The sequence below is a fragment of the Streptosporangium sp. NPDC002544 genome, assembly GCF_040295965.1.
GTDB lineage: Bacteria > Actinomycetota > Actinomycetes > Streptosporangiales > Streptosporangiaceae > Streptosporangium.
Genome location: NZ_JBEOWJ010000007.1, coordinates 1 through 14,197, shown reverse-complemented (window position 1 = coordinate 14,197; position 14,197 = coordinate 1). Strand labels below are relative to the sequence as shown.

The following is a 14,197-nucleotide window of genomic DNA, read 5'->3' as shown; positions in this document are numbered from 1 at the left end:
CAGCCGGTCGTCAGCCGGTCTTCTCGACCTCGGTCCACTTGATCTGGTTGAGCAGATCGATCTTCACGCCCTTGACGTTCTGGGAGAACGCGCCGTTGGTCCGGTAGAAGTACACCGGGATGTAGGGCATCTCCCTGATCAGGATGTCGTCGGCCTGCTGGTAGAACTTCAGGCCCTCCTCCTGCGTCCGGGCGGAGTCGCCCTTGGCGAGGAGCGCGTCGAACTCCCGGTTCGACCAGCCGGCGTAGTTGGCACCGGTCTTGATCGCGATGGTGGAGAAGATCGGGGTCAGGTAGTTCTCCGCCGAGGGGTAGTCGATCGCCCAGCCCATGCGGAACATGCCGCCGTAGGTCTTCTCGCCGAGCTCGTCGAGGATCCCGGCGAACTTCTCGAACGGCTTGACCTTCACCTCGACCCCCAGGTTGGCGCGGAGGCTGTTGGCGACGGCCTCGATCCACTCCTTGTGCGGGCCGTCGGAGTTGTAACCCAGTTCCAGGGTCTTGGGGCCGTTGTTGGCGGTGTACTGCTCGTTGGCCTTGGCCGGGTCGTAGACGCAGGCCGCGCAGGCGGCGGCACGGTACCCGTCGAGCAGCGGGTTGATGAAGTCGTCCGCCGGGGCCCGCGTGCCGGAGAAGACCTTGTCGGCGATGGTCTCGCGGTCGATGGCCATGGAGATGGCCTCGCGGACCTTCACGTTCGCGTACGTCTTGTTGTACTGCATGGGGAAGCCGATGTAGGCGATGCCGGCGTCCGCCTGGTCCAGGTAGCGCTCGCCGAACTCCGACTTGGCCCTGGCGATCGCGGACGGGGGCAGCGAGTCGTGGATGTCGAGGTTGCCCGCGGCCAGGTCGTTGAACGCGGTCTCCGAGCTCGTGTAGAGCTTGAACTGGAGCTTGGTGAACTTCGGCTTCGTCCCGGGGAACTTGTCGTACCGGGTGAGGTCGATCGACTGGTCGGTGCCCTTGTTGAACGGCTTGTCGAACCGGAAGTAGCCCTGGCCGATCGGCTTCTTGGCGTACTCCTCGGTGATCCTGCCGTCGGCGCCGAAGGCCGCCTTGGGCAGCGGGTAGAACGCCGTGTAGCCCAGCATGGTCTTGAACTGGGAGAACGGCTTGCTGAGAGTGACCCTGAAGGTGCTCTCGTCGACGACCTTCAGGCCCTTCATCTTCTTGGTGGAGACGGTCCTGCCCTCACCCGGGTTCAGGTCGGCCCAGCCGTCGATCCGGCTGAAGAAGCCGTTGGCGCTCTGCGCGTTGTCCTGGTTGGCCGCGTAGTTCCACGCGTCGACGTAGTTCTGCGCGGTCAGCTTCTCGCCGTCGTGCCAGGTGTAGCCGGGCTTGAGGCTGACCGTCCACACCCTGTTGTCCTTCGACTCGATCGACTTGGCGACCTCGTCCACGACCTGCCTGTTCTCGTCGTAGCTGACCAGCGGCGCGAAGACGGCGGCCAGGACCTCCGCCCCCTCGGACTCGGTGGTGTCACCGGGGTAGAAGAGCTTCTGCGGCTCGCCGAGCTCCATCCGAACCGGCAGGTCGCCCGAGGCCGTACCGCCGCCCGAGGACGCCGAGTTGCCGCACGCGGCCAGCGCGAGGGCGAGTAGCGCGGCGCCGGCGGTGAGCCGCGCACCCTTGGTAACGCGCATTGCGGTAGATCCTCCTTTTTCAGGCTCGCGTCGACACGGAGATCCGCAGCCCGAGCAGCACGAAGGAGGATCTTCTGGTCCCTGCCTCCCCGCCACCCCGGTCCGGGCACTGACGTCACACCGGCCGGTCGCGGCTGTTCCGCACCGCTCCACACCGATTCGCATCTGTGATGTTGCAGTTCGGTCACGCATGAGCCGGTTCGGCGTTGTATGTCCGCCAACTCGACGAAGCCAAGATCCCAGACGCCCCTAAAGAGGACATGCAGGGATACATATATCAATAACGGTCAGGCCAAACTACCCTCATGCCGACAGTGCTCGCATCCATTGCCTTTCCCTGCCCCCGAGCTGGGCCCACTCTGGCCGGGGCGCGAAAGAGCCGGTCGCTCGCAGGCGGAGCGCACAATTACCCTGGAACCTCTTTCCCGGAGATCCCGTCCAATGTGTGCGGCAGGACGCCGCCGCAGGCGCTTCATCCACCCACATCCAATAGAGTCCTTGCCATGAGCCAGCCGGAATCCGCGATCGCGGACGCCCAGGCGGGCGGCCCGAGTAACGGCACCCCAGAGCCGCTGGCCAAGCTCGCCGCGCGTTACGGACTTCGGCGTGCCATCGCACGCCCGAGTCTGCTCGTCTACCTACGCCAGCTGTGGGAACGACGGCATTTCGTCATGACGTACGCGACCTCGCGCAACGTCTCGAAGTACAGCAACTCAGCCCTGGGCCAGCTCTGGCAGGTCCTCACCCCGCTGCTGAACGCCGCGATCTACTTCCTGATGTTCGGCCTGATCCTGGGCGCGAGCAAGGGCATCACCAACTACCCGGCCTTCCTCATCACCGGGATGTTCGTCTTCACCTACACGCAGCGCTCGGTGAGCGGCGGCGCCAAGGCGATCTCCGGCAACCTGTCGCTGATCCGGGCCCTGCACTTCCCGCGCGCCGCGCTCCCGCTGGCCTACACGATCCAGGAGTTCCAGCAGCTCCTGATCTCGATGGGCGTGCTGTTCGCCCTGGTGCTGGTCACCGGCGAGCCGTTCACCCTGCTGTGGCTGCTGATCCCGGTCGCCCTGGCACTGCAGACGATGTTCAACGTCGGCGCCAGCCTGGTGCTCGCCAGGGTCGGCTCCACCGCCCGCGACCTGAACCAGCTGCTGCCCTTCATCATGCGCACCTGGCTCTACGCCTCCGGCGTCTTCTTCTCCATCGAGGACAAGGTGGTGGGGCCCAACGGTGCCGGCCTCCCCCAACTGGTCGCCGACATCATGTACTTCAACCCCGCCGCCGCCTACATCGAGCTCATGCGGGACCTGCTCATGCAGACCCACCCGCCCCGGCCCTACATCTGGGCGGTCTGCGTATTCTGGGCAGTGTTCGCTCTGCTCGGCGGCTTCTGGTACTTCTGGCGAGCCGAGGAGAAGTACGGCCGTGGCTGAGTTGACCGAGGAGCTGTCCCGAGTGAAGGCCGAGGAGCCCGCCGTGCCCAGCACGGACGTCAGGGTGCATCCCAACCCCGAACCCGCCAAGGACGCCCAGGAGGGCACCCCCACGGTCATCGTGGACGACCTGCACATCATCTACCGGGTCTACGGCGCGGCCAGCGACGTGGAGAAGGGCAACGCCGTCAACGCCCTGATGCGCCTCGTCAAGCGCCAGGGACGGCCGCAGATGAAGGAGGTGCACGCCGTGCGCGGCGTCTCCTTCGTGGCCCGTCACGGCGACGCCATCGGCATCATCGGCCGCAACGGCTCCGGCAAGTCCACCATGCTGCGCGCCATCGCCGGGCTGCTGCCCCCGCACTCCGGCGCCGTCTACACCAACGGCCAGCCCTCCCTGCTCGGCGTCAACGCCGCGCTGATGCGCGAGCTCACCGGCGAGCGCAACATCGTGCTCGGCTGCTACGCGATGGGCATGAACCCCGCACAGGTCAAGGAGAAGTACGACGACATCGTCGACTTCTCCGGCATCGGGGAGTTCGTGCAGTTCCCCATGTCCACCTACTCCTCGGGCATGGGCGCCAGGCTCCGCTTCGCCATCGCCTCGGCCAGGTCCCACGACGTGCTGCTCATCGACGAGGCGCTGGCCACCGGCGACCGCGAGTTCCGGCGCAAGAGCCAGGACCGGATCAAGAAGATGCGCGACGAGGCCGGCACCGTCTTCCTGGTCGCCCACAACCTCGACGTGATCGAGGAGACCTGCAACCGGGTCATCTGGTTGCACAAGGGCAAAATCAAGATGGACGGCGACCCGCAGACGGTCCTCGCTGCCTACAACAAGGTCTGATCGCCGGGCAAGATGAGGAGCGACCGAAAAGACGCTCCCATCGGAGGTGAATCGTGTCCACCCGGCCACCGATTCCGTACGACTTCCTGCCCCAGGTTCCCGCGCTGACCGTCGAAAGCGACGACATCCGCGACGGAGGGCGCCTGGCCCCGGCCCAGGTGTTCAACGACTGGGGATTCAACGGCCAGAACGTCTCGCCCCATCTGCGCTGGTCCGGCGCGCCCGAGGGCACCCTCGGCTACGCCGTGACGTGCTTCGACCCCGACGCTCCCACCGGCAGCGGGTTCTGGCACTGGCTGCTGTTCGACATCCCGGCGGACGTGACCGAGCTCGCCGCCGGCGCGGGGGCCGGTGACGGCGGTGTGGGGGTGCACGGCCGCAACGACTACGGCGTCACCGCCTACGGCGGCGCCGCGCCGCCCCCCGGATATCCGCACCGCTACATCTTCGCGGTGCACGCCCTCGACGTGGAGAAGCTCGGCCTCGGCGCCGACGCCTCGGCCGCCGTGCTGGGTTTCAACATCACCGCCCACACTCTGGCCCGCGGATACGTCGTCCCCGAGTACGAGAGCTAGCCGACCGGGCGTGACACAGGAGGCAATGGACTGACAGCGTGTTCGGTGTTCCGGTATGATTCGAACGTTGTTTCGATCCAAGGAAGCCGTCATGGAGTGGGGGCGCGCGATGCGAGAGCTGTCCACCGCGATCGACCACCTGTCCGTCGAGGACCCATCAGAGATTCCACGTCTCCAGCTCACCGAGCAGCTCATCGAGCTGCACTGGCAGATGGCCAGGCTCCAAGCTGAGATCGCCCGCCGCACCTCCGTGCGACGCCCGGGTCGCTGAGACGGCGGGGAGGCCGACCGGTTTCCCCGCCGCCACAGACGACGAACAGGTCTCGCGATATATCTTAAGTAGTCGTACACTCGCGTCATGACGTCTCATGACCCCGTTCTGCGCGCCTCCGACGCCGATCGCGACCGCGTGGCCGCGGTGCTGGGCGAGGCGCTCGCCACCGGCCGCCTGACCAGCGTCGAGCACGCCGACCGCCTGGACATCGCCTACCGTGCCGTCACCACGGACGACCTCGCCCCCCTCACCGGCGACCTGCCCGACGTCGTGGCCCCCGGCCGCGAATCCGCCACCGAGCGGCAGCAGGTCGGAGCCGTCTTCAGCAAGGTCGTACGTGGCGGGCGCTGGCTCGCCGGGCGGCACACCACACTGAGCGCCACCTTCGGCGCGTTGATCGTCGACCTGTCCGAGGCCGTGCTCCCCGGCAGGGAGATCACCCTGGAGGTCAACTCCCTCTGCGGCAAGCTGATCGTCAGGGTTCCGGAGAACGCCCACGTCATCGACGAGGTCAGCGGCATGTTCGCCAAGAGACACATCTCGGGCGGCCGGGGCGGCGAGGGCTCCCCCGTCATCCGGGTCGTCGGCCGGGCCACCTTCGGGAAGATCATCGTCTCCCGGGAGAGAACCGACTGGAATCTCCCCGGCACTCCCTGATCACCCCGGCGGAACATTCCGCTCCCGGGGCCGCCTACGATGCGGACAAACCATCCCGCACGAGGTGACCGCTTGCCTGAGACCAATGCTCCCGGCACCATGCCGATCGCCCTTGACGCGATGGGCGGTGACCACGCCCCCGACGAGATCGTGGCGGGAGCCGTGCGGGCGGTGCGAGAGCACGGGATCTCCGTCGTGCTCGTCGGCGCTCCCCGCCCGCTGTCCGAGGCGCTCTCCGACCACGACGCGACCGCCGAGATCCCGATTGTCCGGGCCGAGGAGGCGCTGGCCATGGACGAGGGTGCCCTCGCCAGCCTGCGCCGCCCGCGCTCCAGCATCGCCGTCGCCTGCCACCTCGTCCGGCGGGGGGACGCCTGCGCCGTGGTCTCCGCCGGGTCCACCGCCGGGATCGTGGCCACCGGAAAGCTCCGGCTCCGCGGCCAGCCCGGCGTGCTCAGGCCCGCCATCGCCGTCGCCCTGCCGACCAGGCCCACCCCGACCGTCCTGCTGGACGCCGGGGCGAACTCCGAGGTCAAACCCGAGATGCTGGTGCAGTTCGCGCACCTCGGCGCCGCCTACGCCGAGACGGCCCTGGGCATCGAGAACCCCAGGATCGGCCTGCTGACCATCGGCAGCGAGCCGGAGAAGGGCAACAAGCTCGTCAAGCGTGCCCACGAACTGCTGTCGGCCGCCCCCGGCCTCGACTTCTCGGGCAACGTCGAGGGCCATGACCTGCTCACCCGTACCGTGGACGTCATCGTCGCCGACGGATTCACCGGCAACGTGGCGCTCAAGACCATGGAGGGCAGCGTCCGCTACGCCTTCGCCGAGCTCCGCGAGACGGTCAGGGAGAGCCGGACCGCCAGGGTGGGCGGCCTGCTGCAGAAGAGACGCATCAGGGAGCTCTACCGGCGGCTCGACCCCGAGGTCCACGGCGGGGCCGTGTTGCTCGGCCTGAACGGCACCGTGGTCATCGCGCACGGCGCCTCACACGCCAGGGGGGTGAGCGCCGCCTGCGTGCTCGCGGCCAAGCTGGCCCACGAGGGCGTGGTGAACCGCATCGGCGAGCGCCTCGCCGCCGTCCCCCGCCCGCACCGCCTCTGGTGACACGTCACGAACCCCTGGCCGCCACCCGCGCCGCCTCCGGTGACGCTGCGCGAACATGCCGCCAACCTGCGGTGATATTTGCGGCGCAGCAAGGGACGTATTCCACCGAATTCTCCGACCCCGCGTACCCTTGAGTCCCAGTCGATCGACAGGGGGCCGTGTGGAGCAGGTGACACAGCGTGGGCTGACCTCGGCGGAGGTCGCCGAGCGCGTGGCCCTCGGGCAGGTCAACGACGTCAGGCGCCGATCGAGCAGATCGGTCTCGGCGATCTTCAGGGCCAACATCCTCACCCTCTTCAACGGGGTGATCGGCGTGCTCTGGGTGCTGATCATGATCTTCGGGGAGTGGCAGGACGGCCTCTTCGGCCTGGTGATCGTGGCCAACGCGGGCATCGGCATCATCCAGGAGCTCCGCGCCAAGCGCACCCTCGACCGGCTCGCCATCGTCAACGAGGCTCCGGTCAAGGTCCGCAGGGACGGCTCGGAGACCGAGATCCCGCCCCGGCAGGTGGTGCTCGGCGACCTCATCCTGCTCGCGCCCGGCGACCAGCTGCTGGTCGACGGCGAGACCGTTGACTCCGACGGGCTGGAGGCGGACGAGTCCCTGCTCACCGGCGAGGCCGACCCGGTGCACAAGCTACCGGGCGACGAGGTCCTGTCCGGCAGCTTCGTGGTCGCCGGCCGGGGCTCCTACGTCGCGACCAGGGTGGGCGGCGACGCCTACGCGGCCAGGCTCGCCGAGGAGGCCAGCGCGTTCAGCCTGTCCCACTCGGAGCTGCGCGACGGCATCACTCGGTTCATCAAGTACGTGACCTGGCTGGTCATCCCGATCGGTGCCCTGCTCACCTGGAGCCAGGTCAGCAGGCGGACCGGCATCGGCGAGGCGGTCACCAGCACGGTCGCGGGCATCGTCACCATGATCCCCGAGGGCCTGGTCCTGATGACCAGCATCGCCTTCGCCGTCGGCGTGATCCGGCTGGGCAGGCGCCGCTGCCTGGTCCAGGAGCTCCCCGCGATCGAGATCCTGGCCCGGGTCGACACGCTCTGCCTTGACAAGACCGGCACGCTCACCTCGGGCGGCATGGAGCTCGGTGAGGTCCGCAGGCTCCGCGACGACCTGCCCGTGCCCGAGGCGCTGGGCGCGCTGGCCAATCTCGACCCCGACCCCAACCCCACGGCCCGGGCCATCCAGACCCGCCACCCCGACTCCCCCGGCTGGACCGTCACCGCCAAGGTCCCCTTCTCCTCGGCCCGCAAGTGGAGCGGCGCCGCGTTCGACGGGCACGGCTGCTGGGTCCTGGGCGCCCCCGACGTCCTCCTGCCGCCCGGCACCCCGGCATACACCGAGGCAGGGGCCCTCGCCGCCACCGGTCTGCGGGTGCTCGCCCTGGGGAAGGTCGCCTCGCTGCACGACCCCGACGACCTCGGCGCCATCGAGGCCGCGGCCATCGTCGTGCTCAGGCAGCGGGTCCGTCCCGAGGCGGCCGAGACCCTCGCCTACTTCGCCGAACAGGGCGTCACCGTCAAGGTCATCTCCGGCGACAACCCCGAGTCGGTGTCGGCCATCGCCACCTCTCTCGGCATCCCCGGCGGGGAGCGCGCGGTGGACGCCCGTACCCTGCCGGATGACAACCCCGAGAAGCTCGCCGAGATCATGGAGGCCAACACCGTCTTCGGCCGGGTCAGCCCGCACCAGAAGCGGCTGTTCGTCGGCGCGCTCCAGTCGCGCGGGCACACGGTCGCGATGACCGGCGACGGCGTCAACGACGTGCTCGCGCTCAAGGACGCCGACCTCGGCGTGGCGATGGGCTCCGGCAGCGGCGCCACCCGGGCGGTCGCCCAGATCGTGCTGATGAACGACAGCTTCGCCGGTCTGCCCTCCGTGGTGGGCGAGGGCCGGCGGGTGCTGGCCAACATCGAACGGGTCGCCGGCCTCTTCCTCACCAAGACCTTCTACGCGATCGTGCTCTCCCTGCTCACCGGGGTCATCGGGCTCGCCTTCCCGTTCGCCCCCCGGCACTCCACGCTGATCAACGCGCTGACGATCGGCATCCCCGCGTTCTTCCTCGCGCTCGCGCCGAGCAACGAGCGCGCCAGGAGCGGCTTCGTGCCACGCGTGCTCCGGCTGGCGGTCCCCGCCGGGATCATCTGCGCCGCCGCCGTCTACCTGTCGTACTGGATCGCCCAGAGCGGGGCCGCCACCCTGGCGGAGAGCCGCACCTCGGCGGTGATCACGCTGTTCGTCGCCGCCTGGTGGGTGCTGGCCCTCGTCGCCCGCCCGTACGTCTGGTGGCGGGTCACGCTCGTGGCCTCCATGGCCGGCTTGTTCGCCCTCACCCTCGCCATCCCGTTCACCCGCGAGTTCTTCGCGCTCACCCTCCGCGACCCCGCCGCAGGTGGCGTCGCGGCCGGGCTCGGCATCGCCGCGGGAGCCGTGCTGACCGGCGTCTTCGCGGTCATGCGATCCCGCCGTACCGGGCCCGGCCAGGGTGATATCCAATCGGTTCAGGATCGGTCAACCGCTACCCTTGGAACATGACCGACCCGCAATTCGCCCTCATCGAGCGCGTCCAGCAGGCGCTGGCCGCGGCCTTTGGTGCCGAATACTCCGACGCAGACCCGCTGATCCGTCCCTCGCAGTTCGCCGACTACCAGGCGAACGTGGCGATGAGTCTGAGCAAGCGCCTGCGACGGGCCCCGCGGGAGGTCGCCCAGGAGATCGCCGAGCACCTCACCGGGCGGGCCGACGACCCGTTCCCCGGCACCGTCGAGGTCAGCGGCCCCGGTTTCCTCAACCTGACCCTCTCCGACGACTGGATCACGGCACAGGTCTCGGAGATCCACACCGACCCGCGCGCCGGCGTGGGCGTGTCCGCCTCGCCGCAGACCGTCGTGATCGACTACTCCGCGCCCAACGCGGCCAAGGAGATGCACGTCGGCCACCTGCGCACCACGATCGTGGGCGACGCGCTCGCCCGGGTCCACGAGCACCTGGGCAACAGGGTCATCCGGCAGAACCACCTCGGCGACTGGGGCACGCCGTTCGGCATGCTCATCGAGCACCTGCTGGACATCGGCGAGGAGGCCGCCGTCGCCCAGCTGGAGGCCGGCGAGGGCAACGCCTACTACCAGGCGGCCCGGGTCAAGTTCGACACCGACCCCGAGTTCAACAGGCGGGCCCGCACCCGGGTCGTCACCCTACAGGCCGAAGAGCCCGAGACGATGCGCCTGTGGCACATCTTCATGGACGCCACGGTCCGCTACTTCAACAAGGTCTACGTCCAGCTCGGCGTGACGCTGACCAACGAGGACATCGCCGGCGAGAGCATGTACAACCACGTGCTCGCCCAGGTCTGCGACGAGCTGCAGGAGCGCGGCATCGCCGTGCTCAGCGACGGCGCGCTCTGCGTCTTCCCGCCCGGCTACACCGGCCGCGAGGGCCAGCCGCTCCCCCTGATGATCCGCAAGAGCGACGGCGGGTACGGCTACGGCACCACCGACATGGCCACGATCCGCTACCGGGTCCAGGACCTCAAGGCCGACCGCATCCTCTACGTGATCGGCGTGACCCAGTCGCTGCACATGTCGATGGTGTTCGACTCGGCCAGGTTGGCGGGCTGGCTGCCCGACCACGTCAGGGCGGAGCACATCCAGATCGGCAGTGTGCTGGGCTCCGACGGCAAGATGTTCAAGACCAGGAGCGGGAAGTCGGTCAAGCTTCTGGAGTTGCTCGACGAGGCCGAGACCAGGGCCGCCGGAGTGATCCAGGATCGCGAGTACGACGACACGGAGCGCGAGAAGATCGCGCACGCCGTCGGTATGGGCGCGGTCAAGTACGCCGACCTGTCGGTCAGCCACGACAGCGAGTACGTCTTCGACTTCGACCGCATGCTCGCCCTGACCGGCAACACCGGCCCTTACCTGCAGTACGCCCAGGCCCGCATCCGCTCCATCTTCCGCAGGGGCGGGGTGACCCCGGCCGAGACGACCGGAGCCATCGTGCTGGGTCACCCGGCCGAGCGCGCACTGGCACTTCAGCTTCTCCGCTTCGGCTCGGTGGTCGAGGAGATGGCGGAGAACTCGGCACCGCACAAGCTGGCCTCCTACCTCTTCGACACGGCGAGCGCCTTCACCACGTTCTTCGAGAACTGCCCGGTGCTGAAGGACGACGTCGAGGCCGCCACCCGTGCCTCGCGGCTCGCCCTGTGCGCGCTCACCCTGAAGGTCATGGAGACCGGCCTGGGCCTTCTCGGCGTCCCCGTGCCCGAGCGGATGTAACCTGTCCACCAGATGATCGTCTTTATTGGGAAAATCAAGGCGATCATCTGGCAAAGTCATGTTCGGCGCGCCTCCCCGCGGGGATGTCCGAAGCGCAATACGCTGGCGCGGTCATCGGTCACAACTTCGGGGAGTTCTCTGCCTTGAGCACGGACCTGACCGCGAATCCGCAGGCCGGGACAGAGCTGCACCGCTGTGCCGATGCGCTCCTCACCGACCTGGCCACCGGCACCGTCCCCACCGAGTTGCCGACCGGTTTCGCGGACATGTCCGGCCACTGGCTGGCTCCGGCCATCGAGGCCCTCGTGCTGCTCACGCGCGGCGAGGAGGCACTTGAACCTCTGGCCCGCGCCGCCCAGCGCGACGAGCGACGGACCGCGCTCTTCCTCTGCCTCGCGCTCGCCGTCGCCGGCCAGGGCGACCGTATCCACGCCTCCTGGCTCGGCAGCGCCTTCGGGGACCTGTCCCTGGACCGCCCGGTGACCCACGGCCAGCGGGCTCTCTGGCTCGCCGCAGCCCGCGGGGCGTACGGCCCGGCGGGAAAGATCTTCGTTCTCCGCAGGCTCGACGCGGTGGCCGCATCCCCGGCATCCGAGCCCGACCTGTGGTTGCGCGCTCTGATCCCCGACGAGCCCTCGACCGTCGTGTCACCGGCTCTGGCCGGTTTCGCGGAGCTCGCCGAGCTCCCCGAGCTCGCCGTTCCCGTACAGGCCGCCGCCAGGCTGACCCACCTGCGCGACCGCTGCGCCGAGATCACCTCGGCCCGGGAGAGCGCACCCGGAGCGGGCGAGGAGACCGGGACCGGCCTGGGGGACCTCACGCTCCTTGAGGCCGCGCAGACGGACCGCTCCGGCGAGTCCACGGTCGTGTGGAGCGAGGACGAGCCGCTGACCGTGCTCCGCCAGCTGATGGGTTCCGGCACCCCCGAACGGCCGGTGAGACCGCTCACCAGCCACCTGCTCAGCGATCTGCACCCGGGCTCCCATCCTTACCTGGCCGCGATCGCACTGCATGTGGCCGCGCCCATCGTGCGGTCCGCGGCGGAGAAGCTCGCCGAGGCCACCCGGGCCGAGGCCCCCGAGTCGGTCACCATACCGATCCTCGGCCACCGCGTGACGCTCCGTCCCGAGGGACCGGACCCCGATTCGCTGGGCGCCGCCGAGGAGCGCATCGTCACCGAGGGCACGCCGGTCCGCGGCCGGCCCTGGGCGGCCTACGTGCTGCTCGCCCTCGCCCCGGTGATCCTGGTGGTCGGGCTGGTCCTTCCCGTCCTCCCGCTCGCGCTGCTCGCGCCGCTACCGGCCGCGGAGGGTGGCTACCTGCTGTGGCGCAGGCGCAGGCGGGAGCGGGCGGACGCCGAATACGTCGTCACGCAGCTCTCCGAGCTCAGGGAGCTTGCCCAGGGCGCGGTATGGGCCCTGCATGACTACGCTCGCGAGTCGGAGAGCCGGGTCAAGACAGCGGCCTCCGATCTGGCCGAACTCACCCGGCTGCTCCGCCGGGGTCCCCGGGCGGGCTGACCGGCTCCGTTCACCGGGCGTTCTCGCCGGCCCCGGGGTCGGCTGAGCTCCTGACCGGGGCACCGCCAATGCGCTGCCCGGCTCGGCCGCACGACTGCGGCGGGGACCGATCCCTCGGACCCCGCACGTCCAGGCCGCCGCTGAATCACCCGTTGGTGATCTCCACCTCGGCAGGGGCCAGCAGGAAGACCTTCTCCGCGATCCGCTCGATACGCCCTTCACAGCCGTACGCCAGCCCGGCGACGAAGTCGACCATCCTCGTGGCCTCGGCGGTGCTCATCCCGCTGACGTCCATGATGACCGTCTGACCCTCGCGGAAGTGTTGTCCGATGACCGGTGCGTCGTTGTACTTCATCGGCGTGAGCATCACGATTCGTGAGGGCTCGTTCATCGCGTGCCAGCGCTTGGCCGCGCGCTCCGAAGCAGACTGCCAGTCCTCGCCCTCGACCTCATCCTCGTAGTCGTAGGACTCGTCATACTGCTCGGCCCCGCCCAGACCAAGGTAGCTTGCCACCTTGCGCACTGCCCCCATCGGCTCGTCCTTTCGCCAGGACCACGCCGTACCCGGCCTGTCCCTACATCTTGGACGGTAACCGACGACTCGAAGTTCGCCATGCGACACGCCCAGCGCTTATTTCCACTTTGTACGGCTACCGCACTGGTCTGCCCGATCCCTGACTTTGCCCGATCCCCTGACTTGACTTCAACTGATATCTCCGGCGCCGCTAGCATCGCGTCATGCTCGTCTACACGGTCGATTCGTTTACCGACGAATTTTTCAAGGGTAACCCTGCCGGGGTCTGCGTACTCGGCAATCCAGTCCCTGACACCTGGATGCAGTCCGTGGCGGCGGAGATGCGGCACTCCGAGACAGCCTTCCTGCTCGAAGCGGAGGACGGCGGGCCGTACTCGCTCCGTTGGTTCACGCCGGTGACCGAGGTGGCCCTCTGCGGGCATGCGACCCTGGCCACGGCGCATGTGCTGTATTCCACGGGAACGATCCCAGAAACCCTCGAATTCTCAACGAAGAGCGGAATCCTGTCCGCGACCAGGGATAAATCAGGTTTAATCAGCATGGATTTCCCGGCAAAAGTACTCCAAGAGACGTCTCTTCCCGTGGGACTGATCGATGCGCTCGGAGTTAAACCTGTTTGGGGAGGAAAAAATGTTTGGGATTATCTCGTGGAGGTCGAGTCCGAGGACGCCGTGCTCGACACGGCCCCTGACTTTCGCGCCCTGGAGGCCGTCGACGCGCGGGGAGTCATCGTGACGGCTCGGGCATCCAGACAGGGCGCCGACTACGTCTCCCGATTCTTCGCCCCCCGCGTCGGAGTTCCCGAGGACCCGGTGACGGGCTCCGCCCACTGCGCGCTCGCTCCTTACTGGTCGGCCAGGCTCGGTTCCGACAGCCTGGTGGGCGCCCAGTTGTCGCAGCGCGGAGGCGTGGTCCGCACGACCGTACGGGGCGACCGGGTAGAGCTGGCGGGGCGCGCGGTGACCGTGCTCTCCGGCGAGCTCCACGCCTAGATCCTGTCCCCTGGATCCTTCGCCTGCCGCTCCTCGCCACGGCAAGATCCGGGGGAGAGGGACCAGGGGTCCGTGGCCTCTCCCGGTCCGTTCCCGGTCCGTGAAGTCGTCAAAACAGAAAGGCTCCCACCGGCCGGCCAGGACTCTCCTGGAAAGCCCGAGGATCACCGGCCGACGGCCCGGATTCCAGAGCAAGAACTCCCACCGGCCGGCGGGAGCCCCGGCCTTTCGGAACCCTTCCCGGAAAGCACGAAGGCCCCCACCAAAGGTGAGGGCCCTCATGAAAGATTGTCCGGCGGCGACCTACTCTCCCACACCGTCCCCGGTGCAGTACCAT

Annotated in this window: 12 protein-coding genes; 10 read left to right on the top strand and 2 right to left on the bottom strand. The window is 68.6% G+C overall.

What is annotated here, in order from left to right; genetic code table 11:
* Positions 1-10 precede the first annotated feature (10 nt).
* Positions 11-1,642, bottom strand: coding sequence for a peptide ABC transporter substrate-binding protein (locus ABT061_RS12140; protein ID WP_350915585.1), 1,632 nt, complete (start codon positions 1,640-1,642; stop codon positions 11-13).
* A gap of 503 nt (positions 1,643-2,145) precedes the next feature.
* On the opposite strand from ABT061_RS12140, the gene ABT061_RS12135 reads away from it, so the two are divergent.
* From ABT061_RS12135 to ABT061_RS12095, 9 genes are all read left to right on the top strand, one after another.
* Positions 2,146-3,075, top strand: a complete 930-nt coding sequence (locus tag ABT061_RS12135; RefSeq protein WP_350915583.1) for an ABC transporter permease — start codon at positions 2,146-2,148, stop codon at positions 3,073-3,075.
* A complete protein-coding gene (locus tag ABT061_RS12130; protein ID WP_350915581.1) occupies positions 3,068-3,922 on the top strand; it encodes an ABC transporter ATP-binding protein in 855 nt (284 codons plus the stop codon). Before ABT061_RS12135 ends, ABT061_RS12130 begins: the two co-directional genes overlap by 8 nt.
* 53 nt (positions 3,923-3,975) lie before the next feature.
* Positions 3,976-4,497, top strand: coding sequence for a YbhB/YbcL family Raf kinase inhibitor-like protein (locus tag ABT061_RS12125; RefSeq protein ID WP_350915579.1), 522 nt, complete (start codon positions 3,976-3,978; stop codon positions 4,495-4,497).
* Between the two features lie 91 nt (positions 4,498-4,588).
* Positions 4,589-4,768, top strand: a complete 180-nt coding sequence (locus ABT061_RS12120; protein WP_030925184.1) for a hypothetical protein — start codon at positions 4,589-4,591, stop codon at positions 4,766-4,768.
* 87 nt (positions 4,769-4,855) lie between these two features.
* Positions 4,856-5,428 carry a DUF1707 SHOCT-like domain-containing protein gene (locus ABT061_RS12115; RefSeq protein ID WP_350915577.1) on the top strand — a complete coding sequence of 191 codons (573 nt, stop codon included), beginning with the start codon at positions 4,856-4,858 and terminating at the stop codon, positions 5,426-5,428.
* A gap of 99 nt (positions 5,429-5,527) precedes the next feature.
* Positions 5,528-6,535 (top strand): phosphate acyltransferase PlsX, encoded by a 1,008-nt coding sequence (plsX, locus tag ABT061_RS12110; protein ID WP_350916147.1) that lies wholly within the window; start codon positions 5,528-5,530, stop codon positions 6,533-6,535.
* Between the two features lie 160 nt (positions 6,536-6,695).
* Entirely contained in the window at positions 6,696-9,074 is a 2,379-nt protein-coding gene (locus ABT061_RS12105; protein ID WP_350915575.1) for an HAD-IC family P-type ATPase, read from the top strand.
* Complete coding sequence (argS, locus tag ABT061_RS12100) at positions 9,071-10,813, top strand: arginine--tRNA ligase (RefSeq protein ID WP_350915573.1); 1,743 nt, start codon at positions 9,071-9,073, stop codon at positions 10,811-10,813. Before ABT061_RS12105 ends, argS begins: the two co-directional genes overlap by 4 nt.
* A 143-nt stretch (positions 10,814-10,956) precedes the next feature.
* Positions 10,957-12,333 carry a hypothetical protein gene (locus ABT061_RS12095; RefSeq protein WP_350915571.1) on the top strand — a complete coding sequence of 459 codons (1,377 nt, stop codon included), beginning with the start codon at positions 10,957-10,959 and terminating at the stop codon, positions 12,331-12,333.
* Between the two features lie 145 nt (positions 12,334-12,478).
* On the opposite strand, the gene ABT061_RS12090 is transcribed toward ABT061_RS12095, so the two are convergent.
* Complete coding sequence (locus tag ABT061_RS12090; protein WP_030925173.1) at positions 12,479-12,865, bottom strand: cell division protein SepF; 387 nt, start codon at positions 12,863-12,865, stop codon at positions 12,479-12,481.
* 206 nt (positions 12,866-13,071) lie between these two features.
* Here ABT061_RS12090 and ABT061_RS12085 point away from each other — a divergent pair, with 206 nt between their 5' ends.
* On the top strand, positions 13,072-13,860 hold the full coding sequence (locus tag ABT061_RS12085; RefSeq protein ID WP_350915569.1) for a PhzF family phenazine biosynthesis protein: 789 nt from the start codon (positions 13,072-13,074) through the stop codon (positions 13,858-13,860).
* The last annotated feature ends 337 nt before the right edge of the window (positions 13,861-14,197 follow it).